The sequence below is a fragment of the Methanobrevibacter sp. genome, from assembly GCF_017432245.1.
GTDB lineage: Archaea > Methanobacteriota > Methanobacteria > Methanobacteriales > Methanobacteriaceae > Methanobrevibacter.
In genome coordinates, this window is record NZ_JAFRJO010000030.1 from 1 (window position 1) to 21,576 (window position 21,576).

Consider the following 21,576-nt stretch of genomic DNA (forward strand, 5'->3'; position numbering starts at 1 on the left):
CATACCATGCCACAGAACAGTTAAATCAGACAGAACCATCGGAGGATTCGGTGGTGTTGCAGAAGGACTTGAATCTAAAAAAACACTACTTGAATTAGATGGCTTGATGATTCAAGGAAAGAAAGTAGTTGGAGATAGCCCTATAATATCACTTGATAAAACAAGCCAAACAAGATTAGTTTAAATTTAGAAATAATTAAAAATATTTATCAAAATATTTTGTAAAGAAATTATCCAGATATTCTGTTAAAAAACCCAGATAACGTACTGTAACTATTGCAGACAATACTCCAATTATAAACCCTCCAAGAACATCAATTGGATAGTGAACTCCTCCATATATGACTACAAATGCTAAGGTTAGCAAATATAAAATTGATAATGCAAACAATTCCTTTTTATATTTATCCACATTCATTAAAATGATTGAAAGAATCATAGTTGCAATAGCAAAATGACCTGATGGGAAAGAATAAAAACCATTATCATTAACAGTTAATCGTATCCACTCAAAAGCTACAAAAGGCCTAGTGCTTGGATAAAAAATTTTAGATGATAATATAAAAACAGAAGCCAAACCAAAAGCAATAATGCATAACATGGCTATTTTATTTATCTTTTCTTTCATTAATATTCTTGAAGCTATAAAGACCAATATCAATAGAGTTAACATTACCCTTACATCAGCAAAAGAATATATTATAGGCACTATCCAATCCAAAAAAGGATTCTGCAATCCATTATTGATAAAATACATTATGCTTACTTGAATATTGCTCATTTTTATCCCTCAAATCATGGTCATTAAAACTCTTTCATAAGAATAATGAAACAATCTATTCTAATTTACTTGAATCATAGTCACAAAGGTCTGTAAGTGGACATTTATCACATTGAGGACCAATAGGTCTGCAAATGGTCTGACCAAACTGAACCATCAAATCATTTAAATCCACCCAAAGTTCTTTAGGAACCTTTTCCATTAAAACAATTTCTGTCTCTTCAGGTTCCTTTGTATCAGCAATTCCCCATCTATTTGAAATTCTATGAACATGAGTATCTACTGGAATAGCTGCATCTTGGAATGCAAATACTATTACACAATTAGCTGTTTTTCTACCTACCCCTGGAAGCTTAAGCATTTCATCCATTTCTCTTGGAACTTCACCGCCATATTGATCAATCAATATTCTTGAAACTTCCAAAATACGGGCTGCCTTCACCCTATAGAATCCTGCAGGCTTAATCAATTCCTGTACATGCTCTACTGGAGCATCTGCTACAGCATAAATGTCTGGATAAACATCAAACAACGCGTTTGCAGCTTGATCTGTATTTTCATCCCTTGTCCTTTGAGATAAAATAGTTCTAATCAAGACTTTATAAGGGTCATGGTCATGGAAAGTACGGATAGTGTAAATTTCATTTAATCTTTTAAAGATTTCTCTTATTCTTTCTTCATCATTCATTTTCTAAACTCCAAATAGATTCATAATTTATTTCAATTCCATCTCAACGCCAATTTCACCCATAAGCTCGATGAAATTAGGGAATGATACATCAAAGCATTCACCATTCTCCACTTCAATATCATGCTTTAATCCAAGCAATGAAAATGCCATAGCCAACCTATGATCGTTATGTGATTCAACTGTTCCATCACCAATGGTTTGGCCATAAATGGTCATTCCATCCTCAAACTCTTCAAGTTTGCATCCTAACTTCTCAAGCTCTCTGCATGTGGTGTCGATTCTGTCAGTTTCCTTTAATCTTCCATGCTGAACACCAGTGATTGTTGTTTTTCCTTCTGCAACTGCTCCAAGAACCGCTACAGTAAGCAATAAGTCTGGTGCATTTGATAGGTTTACATCAATTCCCTTAAGATTTCCATCAGACCTAAGTGAAGCATAATCATCAAATTGAGTTACATTAGCACCCATTTTCTCTAAAATATCTAAGATGAATTTATCCCCTTGTTTTGAATCGGCAAATAAATTTTCAATTCTCACATAACCACCTGCAATAGCTGTAGCTGCAAGCAAATAGGAAGCAGAGGAGAAATCCCCTTCAACAATATAATCGCTTGCAATGTATTTTTGTGGCTTTACATTAAACTTAACACCTAAGCAATCAGTATGATCTTTCTTGCAGGTTTCATGGATTTGATAAGTGTCTTCATCAATGGATATTCCAAATTTTTCTAAAATGGAAATGGTCATATCCACATAAGGCTTTGATACGAATTCAGGATAAACCTCAAGTTCCACTCCTTTTTCAGATAATGGAGCAGAAATAAGAATTGATGATATGAATTGGGAACTTATGCTTCCCAAGATATCTGTTTGTCCACCTGCATAACCAGGATAAATCTTAAGAGGTGCCTTTTTATTATCATTCAATGATTCTATATTAACTCCTAATTCTTCCAATGCATCAATCAATGCACCCATAGGTCTTGTTTTAAGGGAATCATCCCCTGTAAATATCACTTCATTATCAGATAATGCAGCAACACTTGTCATGATTCTAAGTGTAGTGCCGGAATTAGCGAGATCAATCATGTCTTCAGAAGGATTTTCGCTAATATTATGTAATTTGCCCCCAGTTCCATAAACTTCCAAATAGTCAACAGTTTGGCTTTTATCTCCTTTTAAGATGATTTCTTTCTTTCTGTCAATTTTAGCGCCAAGAGCTTCACATGCCCTTATGGTTGATAGGACATCTTCAGAGTAAAGCACATCAAATAGCTTGGATTTTCCTTCAGCAAGTGATGAAAGGATAACTGCCCTATGGCTATAGCTTTTAGAAGAAGGAGCTTTAACGGTTCCATTAATTTTAGAAAAGTTTTTTATTTTAAGATTCATTTAATACATCCTTTGATTAATTAAATAAAAATTAATCTATTTTTTAATATAATTATCTATTAAACTATTAGATTAAAATTAATAATAAACTTATCTAAAAAGGAATTGAAGAATTTTTTTTGAAAATAGAAAAATAAATAAAAAAAGATAAAAAATAAAAAAAGAAAAAGTTTTAAAAACTTTATAAAAAATTATATAATCTAAAAGTCAATGAAATACCTTAAGACAGTGAATACACCAAGTGCTAAACTTATTGTAAATCCTACAAAACCAAGTACCGGCATTTCATAGAATCTAGGCCCTACATCAATCAGCATTACAAGTGAAGAACCGACTAAAAGTGCAGCAATAATGATAGCAAGAGAAAGTTGGTTTGCTATCTCACTGATATGCTTTACTTCAATATTGACAGTCACTTCCCCTTCTTCAACCTTATAGATTGTTTTTGAAATAAGACTTGGCAATGCCCTAAGGACATGTTCAAAGGCAAAAAAGCTGTTTTTTGCATTGCTTGCCATTTTTAGAGGATTGTATCTTTGAACCATTAATTTGCGAGCAAAGGGCTTAAGAAGAGCCACCACATCAATATCAGGGTCTAAACGTAACCCTGTATTTTCAACCATTGACAATCCTCTTGCCATTAGAACAAACTCATTAGGCAATCTTACATCAAATTTTTGCATCAAGAAAAGCAAGTCTTCAATAATACCATTGAAACGGCTAAGCTCTACCCCATAATACTTTGCAAATAAGTCATTAAGATCACTTTTTAAAATATTGATGTCTGTTTTCTCATTTAAAATATCCATACGGATTAACTGATTGATTAGTCCATCAATATTACGGTCTGAGAAATAAATCATCAATTCAGCCAAATCTTGCCTGAAATCCTCATCAAGAACTCCCATCATTCCAAAATCAATATAGCATATTGCATTGTCATCAGCGACAAATATATTGCCTGGATGAGGGTCTGCATGGAAGAAACCATCAATGAAAAGCTGTTGGAAATAGGAACGAACAATCCTATCTGCAATAAGTATCTTATTGTATTTTGGGTCATCCCCTGCAATGACTTCTGATAATTTAACACCCTCAACATATTCCATAGTTAAAACTTTTTCAGTTGAATAATCCGGATATATGGTAGGAACAATAATCTTATCATTATATTTGAAATTGTCATTCAAATGTCTGATATTCATCAATTCATTGTCAAAATCCATTTCCTTATGAATTGATTTGTCAAATTCATGAAGAACAGCAGGAAGATTTAAATGTTTGAGGCTTGTGTTGAATCTATCTGATTCATTGGCAATGAATTTCATTATGCTTAAATCAGTTTCAACGATTTCCTCAACATTGGTCTTTTGAACCTTAACGGCTACTCGCTCACCTGTCGGCAATTTCGCCTCATGAACTTGAGCAATGGAAGCTGTTGCAAGCGGGCTTTCAGAAAACTCTTCAAAGAGATCTTCTATATTTCCTCCAAGTTGAGTTTCAATCATTTCCTTAATCTCTTCAAAACTTACTGGAGGATTATCATCATGCAGTTGTGAAAGCTCTTCGCTAATTCTTTCTCCAACTAAATCAGGCCTTGAAGCAAGCAATTGACCAAATTTAATAAAGGTTGTTCCAAGCTCTTGAAACATTAATCTTAATCTTTCTGGAAAGTCTTCCTTCAATAATTCCTTATTATCAGCATCACTTCTAAATGGGCTTATCTTATTACGAGTAGTTTGACCTAAAAACTTATCAAAATCGTATTTCCTAAAGACTTTTATAATCTCATCAAAACGTGATAATGTTCTTCTTTGCATTATTACCACCTTTTAAATTAGAAGCTTTCATTGTTTTTATTAATTTAAAATGTTTTTAATTAAGACTTTTAATCTTAAATTTATTACTAAGAATATATTTGATTAAAATTATAATTAAATTTATCTAAAAAATTCAAAAAAGCGAAAAAATTATCAAAATAGAAAATTAAAAATTAAAAAAGAAAAAAGAATTTGAGATTATACAAGCTTATTTTCAAATTCAATTAAAACATTTAAAAGGTCATCAGATAATCTATTGATTGATTTAGAGTGAATATCATTTGGAACTTCCCAGAAAGCAGAAGCAATTCCTCCTGCAATAGCTGCCATGGTATCTGCATCTCCCCCTAATGAAATGCAATTTCTAATGGTATCCTCATAATCCTTAGCCTCTAAAAAGCAAATGATAGATTCTGGAACAGACCCTTGACATGAAACATCAAACTTATAGTAAGGCCTTATTTCATCAACTGTCCTATCTAAATCATAACCATATCTTAGCTCAATATGGTCTCTGATTTCCCCTTTTGATGATCCAAGTCTTGCCAAATAGATAGCATCTGCAGTTGCCAATGCTCCCTTAATTCCTTCCGGATGATTATGGGTCACTTCAGCAGAAATCCTTGCCAATTTTTGAACTTCCTCTAATGAGTCTCCAACCCATGCAACAGGAGAAACCCTCATTGCTGAACCATTTCCCCAACTATTATAAGGCTCTGGATTTTTTGTCCTCAACCAATTGTTAAACATTCTGCCATATCCTCCTTTAGGATACCTATGTCCAAAGTTTTGCAGTTGTTTAACCAATTCCTCTTTTGAGTTCTTATCATTGAGTAACCATTGAGCTACAGCAAGTGTCATGATGGTGTCATCAGTAAATGAAGACCTTTTATTAAAAAGAGAGAAATCCTTAGTCTTAATAGGATGGAACTCATAAACAGATCCTATAATATCTCCTGCGATTGTGCCAATAATTCCTTTCATATTTTACCCCCATATTATTATATACTATAATTATGAACTCCGTTACTTATAAAAATATCTAAAAATTAGCTAAAAAGCATATAAAAAAGTATAAAAAAAGCAATTTTTATAAAGTTTAATATGAATAATATTCATTAAGCGTTAAAAGGTGGGAATATGAAAACAGTTGTAATTAATGCAGATCCTAAAATGAAACAAGAAATAGGAAAACTATTGAAATCTGCGAGTGAAGGTGCTGAATCTGTAGGCAGTGAAGTTGAATACTTTGATTTGTACAGAATAGACTTAAGAGGATGTATGATCTGTACAATCTGTAAAAAGAAAAACAAAGAAAGCTTCAAGTGCCATTGGAAAGATGACTTATCACCAATTATTGAAAAGATCTTAAATGCAGACACTCTCCTAATAGGTTCCCAAATTTTCTTCAATGAACCGACAAGCCATTACAGGGCTTTAGTTGAAAGGCTTATCTATTGCATTATTTCATATGATAGAAACTATTATTACAAGGGAAAAGTAAATGTGGGAATATTTTATAGTGTAATTTCTCCAAAAAATCATTTTGAGAAAAAAGTTCGTCCAAACCTTAAATCAACAGAGGATTTATTTAAACTTTTGAATGGTGAAGTTAAAGTTTATGTAAATTATAAAGGAATGACAAGCAAGAAAAAGACTGAGGAAGAAATAAAAGAAATGGAAAGACAGTTTGAATTAGATTTAAAAAATGCTTTTGAAATAGGTGCTGAATTAAGTAAAAAATAGATAAAATCATATATTTTTTGAATAAATTTTCAATAAAAAAATAATAAAAAAAATAATAAAAAAAGAGTTTACATGAAAAGCATTAAACTTTTCATGAAATTATTTTTTAAATACTTAAAAGCAATTATCTGATTACTTCTACGATAACGCCAAGCTTTTCAGATTGCAATATGTCAACCTTTTTACCGCTTGCACCTACAATTTCTTTTTTCATTTTTAAGAAATCTTCAGTGATTACACCATCAGCAATAACTATTTCACCATTTTCAGCTAATTGTTTAGCTATTTCATCAGGAGCAGTTGATTTGATGAATCCGATAACTTGACCAGCATTCTTCTTAAAGGTTGGTCCAATCTTACTCATGTCAGGCTCAATTTCAATGACTTTCTCATGAACTTCAGGTTTACCAGTGGTAACTTGGAAGTTTTGGATTTTTAAAGTGCCTTTAATGTCATCTGCAAAGTATTCAAATACATCTTTCAAGTCTTCTGTCTTTTCATTTAAGTAAACAGTTGCACTTTCCACATCTGCATTCAATGGGATTTTGGAAGCGGATTTGAATCTTCTGACTTCACCAATGAGTTCAATAGCTAAGTCTCCATCCTCTTCCACTTGAGTGGAATCTAATTTAGGGTCGATTTCAGGCCAAAGCTCATTATGAATGCTTCCTTCATGACCAAAGTATTGGTAAACTTCTTCTGCAAAGAACGGTGCAATTGGAGCAAGCAATTTTAAAGTGTCTTCAATTACAGTTCTAAGTGTGTATTTTGCTGCAATTCTTGACTCATCACTAATGTCATCATTGTATAATCTGTATTTTACCGCTTCAATGTATTCGTCACAGAAATCATGCCATACGAACTGTTCAATTGTATTGACAGCAATGCTGTAATTGTAATCATAAAATGCTTCATCAACGATTTTATTGACTTTATTGAGTTTTGCAAAAATCCAGGTATCCATTGGATTCAAGTTTGCCTTAATAGCTTCAATATCACCGCTTAAAGCCTTTTCAGACTCTTCATCGAAGATGTGCATACTAATGAATCTGAATGCATTCCAGAATTTTCTTATGAATTTGTAACCATGCTTGATGTTTTTCCAATCGAATGCAACATCAGAACCAGGTACACTGTTTGCAGCCCATAATCTTAAAGGATCTGCACCATATTCTGAAATAACCTCTTCAGGACCAGTTACGTTTCCACGGGATTTACTCATTTTGTAACCGTCTTCACCGAATACCATACCATTGATTACAATGTCATCAAATGGCTTTTGACCGGTTAATGCCAAACAACGAAGAGTTGTATAGAATGCCCAAGTCCTAATGATATCGTGTCCTTGTGGACGAATGCTTGATGGGAAAATTTCTTCCCAACCAGGATTTGGCCAGTCTGCAACGGATAATGGTGAAATTGAACTGTCCATCCAGGTATCCAATACATCTTCTTCACCAATGAATTCAGTGCAACCGCATTCACATGCATGTTTAGGCTTGTCTACAGTAGGGTCTATTGGCAATTGATCTTCATCAGGTAACATGACCTTACCACATTCCTTACAGTACCATACAGGAATAGGGGTTGCAAATAATCTTTGTCTTGAAATACACCAATCCCATTCCATGGAATCTGCCCAATTCAATAAACGGCTTTCCATATGTTCTGGGACCCAACGCATTTCATTTGAAGCTTTTTTACTTTCATCAATCATTTTGGTTACAGCTACAAACCATTGCTTTTTAACCAAAATCTCGATAGGAGTCTTACATCTCCAGCATTGACCTACATTTTGGTCAACTTCTTCCTGCTTAGTTAAATAACCTTCAGCTTTCAAGTCTTCAATGGTTTGCTTCTTAGCATCAGGGAGTTCCATGCCTTCGTATCTTCCAGCTGCTTCAGTCAATTTACCTTGTTCTGAAATGGCTTCAATGACATCCAAGTCATATTTGTTTACCCAAGCAACGTCAGTCTTATCCCCGAAAGTACAAATCATTACTGCACCAGTACCATATTCCATATCAACCTCTTCATCAGCAATGATCTTAACCTTTTGACCTGATAAAGGAACTTCCACATATTTGCCTAATAATGAGTTGTATCTTTCATCATCTGGGTGAACCACTACTGCTACACAAGCAGACATGAGTTCAGGACGAGTGGTAGCAATCAATACGCCAGGAACGCTTGCATCAGCCTTATCTGGGAAATCAGCATATCTTACATAGGAATTTCCTTCAACATTTGCAAGGACTTCATCAGGAACATCTGCAGGTGGAAAGTTCACATAGTTCAAGAAGGTTGTGTTGTCACTGTATTCAACTTCTGCAAAAGCAATAGCTGTTTCACATCTTGGACACCAGTTTACAGGGTGAATTCCTTGATAGATCAATCCTTGATCATACATTTTCAAAAAGGATAATTGGGTTCTTTTCCTGTACTGTGGAGTCATGGTAATGTATTCCCTACTCCAATCCTGTGAGAAACCGACAGAACGCATTTGCCCTCTCATAACTTCAATGTTGTGTGTTGTGAGTTCAGTACACATATCTCTGAACTCTGCTCTTGTAACATCATTCTTTTTAATGTTATGGGTTTCTTCCACTTTTACTTCAGTAGGAAGACCATGACAGTCCCAACCTTGTGGGAACAATACATCCATACCTTTTTCTCTTCTGTATCTTGCATTGAAGTCCATATAAGCCCAGTTTAGAATGTGACCCATATGAAGCAACCCAGTTGGATAAGGCGGTGGAGTGTCTATAATGTATCTTGGTCTGGTTCCATCACCAATAAATTTGTAAACTTCATCATCTTCCCATTTTTTCTGCCATTTTTCTTCGTTTTTATGGTCATAATCTTTAGGAATTTCTTTATTTGTCAAAATATTCCTCCAAATAGAATGAATAATAAAAATAATTAAAATAAAAATGCATTTATTGAAACTTTAATAAGTTTTTTAATATATTAATATTTCAAAATAAAACATTCTAATTTAATATTTATAAAAAGTATTTATTAAATATTGTTGTAAATTATAGCAATTTGGTAATGGGAAAAATTTTTTTCATTTTTTTTATTTAAAAACAATAATTATATAATAAATAATAGACAAAAAGAAACATAGTATATAACTAACTTTCAAAAATTAATTTAAAGAGGTGACAAAATGCAATTATTATGGTTTTATGTAGCTATTGCACTTGCTATAAGTGATGAAGTTCACAGCAGACTTGTTTGGGACTATGTAAGAGACTTCTACATAATATTTGGTGGTGTAGTTAGCAGTTCATTAGACTCTGTAATGGAAGCATGGATTGTTCATGAAGCATTGGAAGCACTTTTCCATTTTATTTTCGTGTCTTGTGTATTTTTCTCATTGAAAGTGGGATTTTTAGCAGCATTAATACATTTCTTATTGGATGTAAGTCATTCAATTGCAATTAAACATATGCCATGGTTACCTCATAGAGCATTACACTTTGTTTTTGAATCTTTATTCTTTATCGCCGTATTCGGATTATAAGGAATAATTTCTATTTTTAATTAATTCCTAGATAACCCTATGATTGATTAGAAATAGCTTAATTAAAATTAAAATTTAAATAAAACATAAAAAGCTTAAATTAATCTTAAAATTAAGCTTAAAATATACTTAAAATTAAACTTAAAAATACTAATAAAATTTTATAAAGAGATTAGGAGATAATATGCCTGTAATTACATTTAAATATCAAGATTTAAAGGATTTGGGTATTGATATGGAAAAAGATGAACTTATCGATACCTTACCTATGATGGCAAGTGATATTGAAGATTATGATGATGAAGAGATTAAAGTAGAATTCTTCCCAAATCGTCCAGATAACTTATCTGTTGAAGGAGTGGCAAGATCATTTAAAGGATTTTTGGGAATGGAAACTGGACTTCCAAAATATGAGATTGAACCATCAGGCGAAAAGGTTTATGTAAGTCCAGATGTTGCAGAAATCAGACCTTACATCAGATTTGCAAGGATAGAAGGAGTTGACTTCACAGGAGATAAAATCAAATACATTATGGATTTCCAGGAAAACCTTCACTGGGTAATTGGAAGAGACCGTAAAAAAGTGGCAATTGGTGTCCATAACGCTGATGTCATTAGCGGACCATACAAATACATTGCAACTCCAAAAGACGAACATTCATTTGTTCCTCTTGAAATGGATGAGGAAATGACTCCAGATGAAATATTGAAAGATCATGCAAAGGGAGAGAAATACGCTCATTTGATTGATAAGTTTGACAAATACCCTCTCATTATTGATAAGGACGAACAGGTATTGTCTATGCCTCCAATCATCAACGGAGAATTGACCAAACTTAAAGAAGACACTAAAAACATCATTGTTGACGTAACTGGAACTGATGAAAGAGCAGTTGAACAGGCATTAAATATCCTCTGTGCATCCTTTGCAGAAGTTGGAGGAAAAGTGAAATCCATGGAAGTGATTTATGAAGATGAGACCATAGTATGTCCAGATTTCACTCCAAAAGTAAGAAATGTTCACGTTGATTTAACCAATGAATTAATTGGAGGAACTGATTTAACTGCTGAAGACATTGAAGGATTGCTTGAAAAGGCAAGATTTGATGCTAACATAATTAATGATAACGAATTGGAAGTGCTTATTCCACCTTACAGAGTTGACATATTGCACGAAGTGGATATTGTTGAAAACATTACAATCCAATATCATATCAATGCAGTTGAAGCAAAATTACCTGATATCGTTACCGTCGCAAGTGAAGATAACTGGTTTAAAGGTGAAAAAACTATCAGAGAAGTTATGGTAGGTTTAGGCTTCCAGGAAGTAATGAGCTTAATGCTAACCAGTGAAGAAAGCCAATATGCAAAGATGAACCAGGAAGAGATTGACCATGTTCAAGTTTCCAAACCAATTACCATTAGCGGAACCATGATTAGAACAAGCTTGCTCAATAGCTTAATGGAATTCTTGGAAGACAACAAGCATGAAGACCTTCCACAAAAGATCTTTGAAATCGGTGATGTCTTATACATGGATGAGAAATCCGCTAACAAGACAAGACAAGTTAAAAAATTAGCGGGTATGATTTGTCACAGCTCTGCAAACTTCACTGAAATAAAATCAACCGTTTCCAGCGTGCTTTCCAATTTAGGATACAGCATGGAAATCAGTGATTCAACTAATCCAAGTTTCATTCCAGGTAGAGTAGCTGATGTCAGTGGTGAATCTAAAAGCGGCAATATAACTGGATTCTTTGGTGAAATAGCTCCTGAAGTTATTAGAAACTTTGAATTGGAATATCCAGTTATAGCATTTGAAATTGAATTCCTCTAATTGAATTCAATTTATTTTTCTTTTTTTATTTTTAATGATTTTCAATCATTTTTTATTATTTAATAATAATTTTTTTAAACAATTAAACTATTTTTTTATTATCTATTTTTTCTCTTTATGAGCAGTTATTATTGTATAGCTTGAAGCATTTACAGTGATTATAATCCCATCAACACTTACATAATAATTCTTTCCTTTTTTCTCGATTACTGCATTTTCCTGCTTTATCTTGTCTATGCAGTAAGCTACAATATCATCTACATCAACTTCAATGTTCCTTTTAATTCTATCTACACCCATTTCAGTTGTATGTACCTTATCAAGATTCCTTAAGAGTTCCATAATCATCACCTATGAAAGTTAAATCAACTGTTCTATTAGTTCTAGGACCATCCAATTCAATGAAGAATATTGATTGCCAAGTTCCAAGATCCAATCTGCCATCTACTATTGGAATGGTTTCAGATGAACCCAAGAGAAATGCCATTATATGTGATGCTGCATTATTGTCAATGAAATCATGTTTGTAATTGTCCTTTTCCTTGACTATGTCTTTTAATATCTTTTCAAAATCCAATAAAAGCCCTTTTTCATTTTCATTTACACGAATGGCACTTGTAGAATGCTTTGTAAATATGTTAACAATACCATCACTTATTTTATTTTCCTTACTTGTCTCATTCAGAATAGCTACAATATCCCTTGTAATGTCTATAATCTGAAAGTTATGACTTGAACTCACCCTTAATGATTTGTTTATTACAGCCATCTAATCACCATCATAATTATATTTGAATTTATATTAAAAGAATTTATCTTAAAAAACTTTACTTATGATAATAATAAAACCATTTCATAAAACTTATTAATGCAGAAAATAAAGATTTAACTAAGTAAAAGATTAAAAAATATTTTGGTTTATAATACTATCTTTACCAAGTTTTTAAGAGAGTGAATAAGATGTCATTTACAGCATATATGTTGGATGTAGTATCTGATACTATTTATCCTGCTAGAATTACAATAGAAGACGGTATATTTAAAGAAGTGACCCCAATTACAATTTCTGAAAAAGAAATTGTAAATGTTGATGTAAAAGGATTAATGCTTCCAGGATTCATTGATTCCCATATTCATATTGAGAGCAGTATGGTTACACCGGCACAATTTGCTAAAATTGCAGTTCGTCATGGTACTACCTCTGTTGTTTGCGACCCTCATGAAATAGCCAATGTTTTAGGAATCGAAGGGGTTGAAGCAATGATAGAAAATGCAAAGCAAGTTCCATTTAATTTTTTCTTCACTGCCCCATCCTGTGTACCAGCTACTGGATTTGAGACCTCCGGTGCTGTTTTAGATTCCTCTGATATAGAGTATTTGCTTAAAAAAGATGAGATTGTTGCATTGGGAGAAATGATGAATTTCCCAGGTGTAATTAACGGCGACGAAGAGGTTCATAAGAAACTGGAATTGGCAAAAAAATATGGAAAACCAATTGATGGTCACGCTCCACTCGTAAGTAGAGGAGATTTGGATAAATACCTTGCTGCAGGTATAAGTACAGACCACGAATGCAGTAATGTTATAGAAGCTCTTGAGAAAAAGATAAAAGGTATGAAAATTATGGTCCGTGATGGCTCATCCGCTATGGATATGGAAGGTCTTTTTAATATAGATGAAGGTCGTCAATCTATTGATTTTACAGGACCTATGGGCCTTATGTTTAGAGATATATTTGACAGAAAGATTTACTCCCCTTTATTCGATTTTATAGTTAGTGATGATAAGCATCCAAACGATTTAATCAAGGGCCATCTAAATAAATCCATCCATAAAGCCGTTGATTTAGGAATTGATCTTATTAAAGCAATTAATATGGTAACAATCAACCCAGGATATCATTATAACCTAAATTGTGGAGCTATTGTACCTGGTTCAAAAGCAGATTTTATAATTGTTGACAGCATATATGACTGTAACGTTCTAAAAACATATGTTGGTGGAGAATGTGTATTCGATGGAGAGAACGTTTTATTTGACGTTCCAGAAATCGAACCTAAAAATACAATCAATACAACTAAGAAGACCGCAAGTGACTTTGATATCCATTATGATGGGGACGAATGTGAAGTCAATGTAATAGAGTGCTTTGATGGTGAACTTTTAACTAAAAAAGCAACCGCAAGGCTATATGTAGAAGATGGTGTAGTGCAACCTGACATTTTCCAGGACGTCTTAAAGATTGCTGTTGTAGAACGTTATGGTGGAAACACCATTGCTAATGGATTCGTTAAAGGATTTGGACTTAAGAAAGGAGCAATCGCTTCATCAGTTGCTCACGACTCACATAACATAATCGTCATCGGTTATAACTCTCAAATGATGGCTGATGCAGTAAATCAAGTAATTGATGATAAAGGAGGTATTTCTGTTGTTAGTGAAGATTTCTCTGACTCATTGCCTCTCCCTATTGCTGGATTGATGTCTAATGATGATGTGAGTAAGGTAGCTGAAAAATTAGGCATTTTACATAATATGGTTAAAGCATTAGGATGTCAAGTGGAAGCGCCATTCATGACAATGGCATTCATGGCATTGCTGGTAATTCCATCCATTAAAATATCCGATAAAGGATTGTTTGATGGTGATAATTTCGAATTTATGGATGTAATTATTAAATAAGGTTATTCCTTTTTTAATAATTCTCTTTTAATATTTTAAAATATTCTTTTTAATTTCATTTACTTTTTTTTATCCTTTTATTTTTATAAACTATTCTGTTTCATAAAACTATTTTACACACCAACTTAAGTTTTGCTATCTAAAAATTCATCTAAACTATTATTAATTCTTTCTTCTAAATTAGCAAATCTTATTTTAATTTTAAGTTTCCTGAATAATAATTCTCGAATCCAATCAATTAAAGAACATGATATGAAAATAGCCAAAGCAAAGCCAATGATTAATAATGTCATTGAAAGGGCATTGAAATTAGCTAAAAATGCAAATGAATTCTTCATAAGATAATGCCTAATCAAATAATTATCATGAATCAAATAAACACCAAAACAAACTGGGGCAAAAAAGTTTATAATTGCTATTGAAAATTTATTTCTTATTTTAAGATTTATAAAAAAGCATAATAATGCAACCGAACCAATCAAATACAACGGAGAATTATAAGCTAAAAAAGGATTACTTGTATTATTTACATAAATCAAGTCAACAATATTTTTTACAAGCAAAGTAAACAAACAACACATAAACCAAACTAAAAACCATTTATTATTTTTTAAATAATTATATAAATTATACTTATGAATGATGCCCCCAATATAATATAATACAATAAACCACAAAACAGAATATCCACTATCAAGACTAAAAGCATTAGTTTGATTAAAAATAGTTGGTAAAAACGATAATATTATAAATATTAAAGAAACAACTATTAAATCCTCTTTTTTAGAAAATTTATTTAATCCTTCATTAATAAATGGTGAAAAAATGAACATGCCTAAGTAGGATGTAAAAAACCAATAACTATTAAAAAATGTAGGGAAGAATGATGGCCAAATTTGATCAATAGTAACCTTATTGGGCATAAACCATAGTAAAACTAAAAATATGATGATTGAATAAAATAGCACTTCCACCCAAAGTGTAAATACCCTATAAAATTTTGTTTTTTTAGAAAAATAAACATAACCAGTAATTAAAACAAAACAATTAAGTGCACAAAAACAGAATAATTCCAATAGCCATGCACATTCAAATCTCATTGAAAATGGAATCACACTTGAAAGAACTCCCCCATGACCAAGAATATGGAGAACTGGTATCATTAACATACATACAATTCTTAACAGATCAATCCCAAAATTTCTAGGTTTAATAGTTTTAGTGTAGGCCAAATTCTCATTATTCATATATAAATTATTTGTTTAGATAATATTTATAAATAACTAAATAAAATAGTGGAATTTTCCTATTTTAACTGATCTCTAATTTCTAGAATCTTTTTTATGTGTTTGCAATAATTTTCCCTATCACTTACTTTGACTCCCCCGAATTTTAGGTTTTCCCTACGGTACTTAAAGTCTTCACAGTCACAGCTGACTGTATCCTCTAAAAGGTCAAAAGTGATAATGTAATGCTTATTGGAGGATTTGCTTTTTATAAAGTAGTCTTCCCATTCCTCATTTTTAGAAACTTTTTCTATTATCATAACTAATCATCAAAATTAATTAGAAATTACTAATAAATAAAAGTTTTTGAAAATAAGTAAAATTAATTAAAAAAGTGAAAGTAATTAAAAAAGTGAAAGTAATTGAAAAAAGTAAATTCATAAAAATGTATAAAATAAAAACAGATCAAATAAAATTAATTTAAATAAAATAAAAAAAGTAAAGAAAGTAAAAAAGTCAGTAGATACTATTCAATATCTATAGTGATCTTTTCATTTCTTTTTTGTTTTGCTTCCTTAATGTCGTTTAACTTTTCAGTAAACTCTTTAGCATTCTGCAATTTCAATTCGATTTCAGAAAGCTCTTCCTTAAGAAGCATTTCATCTCTTTTTAATGAGTTGATATAATCTTCACTGCCATTATTGTAATCTTCATATATTTCCAAGATCTCTCTTCCAGAAAGAATGGATTCCTCTTTTAGGAATTTTTTAGTATGAGGTTTCACTCTAACACTTAAAGGCTGTAATCTTTCCTTTTCACCAGCTTTTCTTCCAGAAGCAACTGTTTTTGAATCTTCGTAAGCATCCCAGAATTCAGTGTTCAAATCTTGCAATATCTTAACTCTGTCTTTGAATATTTGCTCTAAATCCCAAATATCAAACTCATCTGCATCATTGTAATCCTTAGCTTTAAATCCAGAGTTATCAAATTCATAGTTATTGCTTTTTTGCTCATTATTTCCTTCATTATCAGGCATTTTTCTCCCCCAATTTAAATAAAATTTCTAAATCATAAAAATAATTCAGTAATGTAATACATAAATTACTTTTGTATACTATTAAATTGTCATACAAAATATATAAATGTATTCATTTTTTTACTCAAAGAGGATGAAAAATATATGAAAAATATATGAAAAATATAGGAGTTAATCGATGAAAGATAAAAATTTAATAAAATGAGATATATAAAATATAATGAATTAAAAAAATAAGTGAAATAATGAAAAAGATATACTTACTTTTACCAATCATTGCAGGAATAATGTTTGGATCCACTGGAATATTTGTCCGAACATTGACTGAAAATGGAGTGGATTCAACCACATTGCTTTTTTTAAGATTTTCAATAGCTATCCTATACATATTTATAGCTATATTCCTTACTGATAAAAGCCTATTGAAGATAAATAAAGAGGATATTCCATTATTTGTACTGTGTGGACTATGCATTCTTGGATTGAACTTATGTTACAATAGTTCCATCAATACAGTACCATTGTCTCTTGCAGCTATACTCTTAAGCACTGCTCCTGTTTTTGTTTTGGTATTGGAATACTTCCTGTTTAAAGAAAAAATAACTTCAATTAAAGTATTATGTGTAATTCTTGTACTTATTGGCTGTACATTGGTAACTGGACTTCTTGAGGAAAATTCAATTGACATTTCATGGATAGGAATAATTGCAGGTATCGGATCTGCTGTTTTTTGGGCAATATACTCAGTTACATCAAGAAAATCAATTGATATGGGAAGGCACACATTTACAATACTATTATACTCATTGATTACAATTACAGTAGTGACAATTCCATTTACCAGTTTCACTCAAATCGCAAATTTCGTTAGCTTGAATCCTGCTTTAAATATCCCATTCCTATTGTTGCATTCATTAGTATCATTTGCATTGCCTTACATATTCATAACAATTTCCTTGAATCATATGGATGCAGGAACAGCGGTTATATTGTCTTCTGGAGAGCCAATAGCAGCTCTTGCATTTGGAATGATATTCTATTTGGAAATGCCTACAGTACTAATGGCTTGTGGAGTGATTATTACAATAGTTGCATTAATACTATTAAGCAGAAGCTCTGCAAATGAGGTTTAAAAAAAATAGGAATAGATGAAAAAATAAAATAATTGGAAAATAAAAATAGCTAAAAAAATTAAAATTAAACACGATTAAACTTATACAAAGTCTAATTCATTGTTTAATTCTTTAAATCTGTTTCTAATGGTAACTTCAGTTACATTAAGAGTTTTTGCAATCTCAGTTTGAGTTTTGCGTTCTCCAAACAACATGGAAGTTCCATATAAAGTTGCAGCTGCAACACTTGCAGGGTCCTTACCTGAAGTCAATCCTAATTCCTTTGCCTGATTAATGATTTCAATGGATTTAACTTCCACTTTGGAAGACAATCCTAATTTGCTAGCAAATCTTGGAATATAATCATTTGGAGATATAGGGGATAACTTAATACCTAATTCTCTTGCTAGGAATCTGTAATTTTTGCTAATGGTCTTTTGGTCTATTCCAGTTCCTTTCTCGATTTCATCTAAAGTACGTGGAACCTTACAGAGTCTGCATGAAATGTAAACTGTAGCAACCAAAAGCTTGCTAATGCTTCTGCCTCTGACTAAATCCTTATCCAATGCTTTCCTATAAATGGATGCAGATTCCCTTTTTACACTATTTGAAAGAGCTAAATTGGAAATTACTAAACCCAACTCAGTGAAAGCCCTGGATAAATTCCTATCACGAGTGCCGCCTACACGAGATTGATTATGCAATCTTCTCAAGCGTTTCCATTTGGTATAATCTTTTATGTTTCCTTTGTTAATATCAAAAGTGGTTGACAATCCACCATCATGAATGGTTATGTCATTAGGTGCACCATTCTGACTTTTGAAATTACCTTCCTTATCTCTAGCGGTTCCTCTAAAGGTAGAATCAACAATGTTCTCTTCAAGAACCAAGCCACATTTTTTACATGATTTTTCAGAATGGATATAATCCATGAAAAATTCACTGGACCCACAATTAGGGCATGTGACTACCTGAACTTCATTGCTTTGTAAACGGGAGGATCTTCTACGTCTAGATCTTTCTTTCAATATAGTGGAATATTCATTTCCCTCAATTTCATTTTTAAAATAAGTTTTACTGCCGGATACACTGTTTTTAATAATAGATTCATTTACGCTCATTTTTTACCTTTTTAATACATTCGAATTCAGATTACTACTCCATTATCAAAACTTATGAATAAATAGGTGGGATATGGTTTTATTAATAAAGTGGGATAATAAAGTTGACAAGTAAATAGCAATTAAATTACTATTGCAATTAAAAGATAGAACTAAAAAAGAAAGCGTCCTATAAAGTATGATTTTGATGATGTTTATTTTTCTACAATTTCAATTAACTGGTTATTAATTGAAAGCTAAGCCTTTGGCATAACTTAGCACGAATCCAAGTCGTGGTATAATGTATGTTCGGGAACTTTGATAGCCCCATTACTTATAGCAACAGCACTACAGTTACAATTATAATAATTAACATTTGCAAAATTAATTATTTTTAGTGATATATGATAAATTAATCTAATTTGGTGAAATAAATTAATTTTAGGTGGTTTCAATAAAAATAAAAAGATTTTAGAAAAAATTTTTTAAACTTTTCTAAAAACTTATAATAATTTTAATCAAATATTATAAATCTTATTGAAATTAATCGAACTTTCCATACATGTCGGGTATTATATTATGAACACCGTCATATATAAAAGTTTGCATTAATAATCTTCTTTCAAGACTTTTAATTCTCCAGTTACAATGTCAATTATAAGACCGTGCACTGGAACATCTGGAATCAATGGATGATTTTTGATCTTGTCAACAACATCAAGCACATTTGCCTCTTCAGATTCAAATCCACCAATCCATTCTGCCAAGTCATATTTTGCAATGTCTTCCTCTTTTATGCCTCTTGCAAGCATTTTCTCTTTTAATGCATCTGCATCAGCGCCAGCCATACCACATTCAGTGTGACCTACAACCAATACCTCTTCAGCTCCGAGATTGTATAATGCAGCACCAATAGACCTGATTGCATCTTCTCCTACAATGGAGTTTCCTGCATTTCTGACTATTTTTGCATCTCCTCTTTTAAGTCCTAAAGCGGGTTCAAAGAAGTCGATTAATCTGCAATCCATACAAGTAAGAATAGCTAACTTCTTTTGTGCATGGTGAGACATTTCCTCTCCTTCAAAGTTTTCGACAAATTTCTTGTTATCTTCTAAAATACCATCCAATATAGTCATACAAATACCTCTAAATACCTTAAGACTAAAAAGATAATTTATTTTTATAATTTATAATTATAGTCTTCAAATTGATTTAAAAAGCATAAAATTGATTGAAAAACATACAATTTTATATAATAATTTATGTTTTCTTAACTATATAAAATTATCTTAATCTGTTTTAAAAAAGAGTTATTTGAACATTAATCGTTGAAAAATACTTAATTAAATTAAATAATGATTAAAAAATTAAAAAAAAGAATTATGAAAAAAAGAAAGAATATAAATTAAAAAAAGAATAGAAAAGATGAGTGAATTGATTATTCATCATCTAAAAACGCTAATTTTATATTGTCAATAATCTCTGAAAACTTTTGACTGACTTCAGAATCAGCATAACTATTTACCATAGTGCTGTCCTGATTTGCAGATTCAGGAACCTGTTCAGTTAAAGGCAAGTTACCTAAATAAACAACTCCCATATCATTTGCAAATTTTTCTCCTTGGGACTCACCGAATATGTTGGTTTTTTCACCGCAATGAGGACATACATAATAAGACATATTCTCAATAAGTCCAATATCCTCAATGTTTAGCATCTTAACCATACCTACACATTTCAATACATCTTCCTGAGATAGGCTGTTCGGTGTGGTTACCATAATTACCGCATCAACATTTGGCAATGACTGAAGTACAGTCAATGGCTCATCTCCAGTTCCAGGAGGGTTATCAATAATTAAAACATCAAGATCTCCCCATGCAGTGTCTGCCATGAATTGCTTAATGGATCCTGATTTTTGAGGGCCTCTCCAAATGATTGGAGTGTCTTGAGAATCAATTAAGAATCCCATTGACATGACCTTGATTCCATTATTGCTCATTACAGGAATCATTTCTCCATGTTCAATCATTACATCCTTACCTTCAACCCCTAACATCTTAGGAATGTTTGGTCCGTGAATATCTGCATCAAGTATACCAGTTAATAATCCTTTTTTCTGAAAAGCTTCAGCTAAGTTAGCAGCTACTGTGGATTTACCTACTCCGCCTTTTCCACTCATAACAGCTATTTTGTATTTAATATTTTTCATATGTTCAAAGAGCCTTAATTCCTGTTCAATCATTTGTTTCTGTTGTTCAGGAGTCAAATTTGCAGCTCCATGATGTCCATGTCCATTATTTGCCATTTTATGCCTCATAACTTTTTTTAAACAGTATAATATATTATAGTTAAATTATTTAAATATTATTTTTTTATAAAAATTAGTTAAAATATAGAAGGATATGTAGATGCATGTGGATATTATGATATGAAAATAGTGTAACTACTAAAATAAATTAAAATAAGATTAATTAAATCAATCATAAACTCATAAATATTAAAATTATCATGCCTACAATTAATATAATTAAAGAAAAAAATTATGAAAAATTTAAAAAATAGAAATACTGAAAAAATAGAAAAAATTAAAAAAATAGAAAATTAAAAGAAAAAAATAAAAA

At 31.6% G+C, this 21,576-nt stretch carries 20 protein-coding genes; 6 read left to right on the plus strand and 14 right to left on the minus strand.

Annotated elements, in window-relative coordinates; genetic code table 11:
* Positions 1–184 (plus strand): MGMT family protein (locus IJI80_RS02575; protein WP_292787416.1); only part of this gene is annotated, 184 nt, incomplete at its 5' end.
* Between the two features lie 12 nt (positions 185–196).
* On the opposite strand, the gene IJI80_RS02580 is transcribed toward IJI80_RS02575, so the two are convergent.
* The 5 genes from IJI80_RS02580 to IJI80_RS02600 form a co-directional block, all read right to left on the minus strand.
* Entirely contained in the window at positions 197–781 is a 585-nt protein-coding gene (locus tag IJI80_RS02580) for a phosphatase PAP2 family protein (protein WP_292787418.1), read from the minus strand.
* Positions 782–836: 55 nt separating this feature from the next.
* Complete coding sequence (gene nth, locus IJI80_RS02585; RefSeq protein WP_292787419.1) at positions 837–1,469, minus strand: endonuclease III; 633 nt, start codon at positions 1,467–1,469, stop codon at positions 837–839.
* A gap of 27 nt (positions 1,470–1,496) precedes the next feature.
* Entirely contained in the window at positions 1,497–2,864 is a 1,368-nt protein-coding gene (gene aroA / locus IJI80_RS02590) for a 3-phosphoshikimate 1-carboxyvinyltransferase (protein WP_292787421.1), read from the minus strand.
* A gap of 200 nt (positions 2,865–3,064) precedes the next feature.
* Positions 3,065–4,684 carry an AarF/ABC1/UbiB kinase family protein gene (locus tag IJI80_RS02595; RefSeq protein ID WP_292787422.1) on the minus strand — a complete coding sequence of 540 codons (1,620 nt, stop codon included), beginning with the start codon at positions 4,682–4,684 and terminating at the stop codon, positions 3,065–3,067.
* A gap of 198 nt (positions 4,685–4,882) precedes the next feature.
* Complete coding sequence (locus IJI80_RS02600; protein WP_292787423.1) at positions 4,883–5,668, minus strand: ADP-ribosylglycohydrolase family protein; 786 nt, start codon at positions 5,666–5,668, stop codon at positions 4,883–4,885.
* A gap of 156 nt (positions 5,669–5,824) precedes the next feature.
* Here IJI80_RS02600 and IJI80_RS02605 point away from each other — a divergent pair, with 156 nt between their 5' ends.
* A complete protein-coding gene (locus tag IJI80_RS02605; RefSeq protein WP_292787424.1) occupies positions 5,825–6,430 on the plus strand; it encodes a flavodoxin family protein in 606 nt (201 codons plus the stop codon).
* A 124-nt stretch (positions 6,431–6,554) separates the two neighbouring features.
* Here IJI80_RS02605 and IJI80_RS02610 read toward each other — a convergent pair whose 3' ends face one another.
* Positions 6,555–9,317 carry a valine--tRNA ligase gene (locus IJI80_RS02610; protein WP_292787425.1) on the minus strand — a complete coding sequence of 921 codons (2,763 nt, stop codon included), beginning with the start codon at positions 9,315–9,317 and terminating at the stop codon, positions 6,555–6,557.
* A 285-nt stretch (positions 9,318–9,602) separates the two neighbouring features.
* Here IJI80_RS02610 and IJI80_RS02615 point away from each other — a divergent pair, with 285 nt between their 5' ends.
* Together IJI80_RS02615 and pheT are read left to right on the plus strand one after the other, a co-directional pair.
* Complete coding sequence (locus tag IJI80_RS02615) at positions 9,603–9,959, plus strand: hypothetical protein (RefSeq protein ID WP_292787427.1); 357 nt, start codon at positions 9,603–9,605, stop codon at positions 9,957–9,959.
* A gap of 184 nt (positions 9,960–10,143) precedes the next feature.
* Positions 10,144–11,796: a phenylalanine--tRNA ligase subunit beta gene (pheT, locus tag IJI80_RS02620; protein ID WP_292787428.1), complete on the plus strand. Its 1,653-nt coding sequence runs from the start codon at positions 10,144–10,146 to the stop codon at positions 11,794–11,796.
* 102 nt (positions 11,797–11,898) lie between these two features.
* Here pheT and IJI80_RS02625 read toward each other — a convergent pair whose 3' ends face one another.
* Both IJI80_RS02625 and IJI80_RS02630 read right to left on the minus strand, forming a co-directional pair.
* A complete protein-coding gene (locus IJI80_RS02625) occupies positions 11,899–12,138 on the minus strand; it encodes a DUF3781 domain-containing protein (protein ID WP_292787429.1) in 240 nt (79 codons plus the stop codon).
* A complete protein-coding gene (locus IJI80_RS02630) occupies positions 12,116–12,565 on the minus strand; it encodes a secondary thiamine-phosphate synthase enzyme YjbQ (protein WP_292787430.1) in 450 nt (149 codons plus the stop codon). The genes IJI80_RS02625 and IJI80_RS02630 overlap by 23 nt, the downstream gene beginning before the upstream one ends.
* 191 nt (positions 12,566–12,756) lie before the next feature.
* Between IJI80_RS02630 and ade the strand changes: the two genes are divergently transcribed.
* Positions 12,757–14,478, plus strand: a complete 1,722-nt coding sequence (gene ade / locus IJI80_RS02635) for an adenine deaminase (RefSeq protein WP_292787432.1) — start codon at positions 12,757–12,759, stop codon at positions 14,476–14,478.
* Between the two features lie 125 nt (positions 14,479–14,603).
* On the opposite strand, the gene IJI80_RS02640 is transcribed toward ade, so the two are convergent.
* The 3 genes from IJI80_RS02640 to IJI80_RS02650 form a co-directional block, all read right to left on the minus strand.
* The gene (locus tag IJI80_RS02640; protein WP_292787433.1) at positions 14,604–15,725 is read right to left on the minus strand and encodes an acyltransferase; all 1,122 of its coding nucleotides are present in this window, start codon (positions 15,723–15,725) and stop codon (positions 14,604–14,606) included.
* Positions 15,726–15,784: 59 nt separating this feature from the next.
* A complete protein-coding gene (locus IJI80_RS02645; RefSeq protein ID WP_292787435.1) occupies positions 15,785–16,024 on the minus strand; it encodes a hypothetical protein in 240 nt (79 codons plus the stop codon).
* 206 nt (positions 16,025–16,230) lie between these two features.
* Positions 16,231–16,740, minus strand: coding sequence for a hypothetical protein (locus IJI80_RS02650; RefSeq protein WP_292787438.1), 510 nt, complete (start codon positions 16,738–16,740; stop codon positions 16,231–16,233).
* A gap of 245 nt (positions 16,741–16,985) precedes the next feature.
* Between IJI80_RS02650 and IJI80_RS02655 the strand changes: the two genes are divergently transcribed.
* Positions 16,986–17,873 carry a DMT family transporter gene (locus IJI80_RS02655; RefSeq protein WP_292787440.1) on the plus strand — a complete coding sequence of 296 codons (888 nt, stop codon included), beginning with the start codon at positions 16,986–16,988 and terminating at the stop codon, positions 17,871–17,873.
* Between the two features lie 80 nt (positions 17,874–17,953).
* Here the strand turns inward: IJI80_RS02655 and IJI80_RS02660 are convergent, their stop codons facing one another.
* The 3 genes from IJI80_RS02660 to IJI80_RS02670 all read right to left on the minus strand — a co-directional run bounded on the left by IJI80_RS02660 (position 17,954) and on the right by IJI80_RS02670 (position 21,260).
* Positions 17,954–18,973, minus strand: a complete 1,020-nt coding sequence (locus tag IJI80_RS02660) for a TFIIB-type zinc ribbon-containing protein (RefSeq protein ID WP_292787442.1) — start codon at positions 18,971–18,973, stop codon at positions 17,954–17,956.
* Positions 18,974–19,560: 587 nt separating this feature from the next.
* Positions 19,561–20,088 (minus strand): carbonic anhydrase, encoded by a 528-nt coding sequence (locus IJI80_RS02665; RefSeq protein ID WP_292787443.1) that lies wholly within the window; start codon positions 20,086–20,088, stop codon positions 19,561–19,563.
* A gap of 302 nt (positions 20,089–20,390) precedes the next feature.
* Positions 20,391–21,260: an Mrp/NBP35 family ATP-binding protein gene (locus tag IJI80_RS02670; protein WP_292787445.1), complete on the minus strand. Its 870-nt coding sequence runs from the start codon at positions 21,258–21,260 to the stop codon at positions 20,391–20,393.
* Positions 21,261–21,576: the final 316 nt, after the last annotated feature.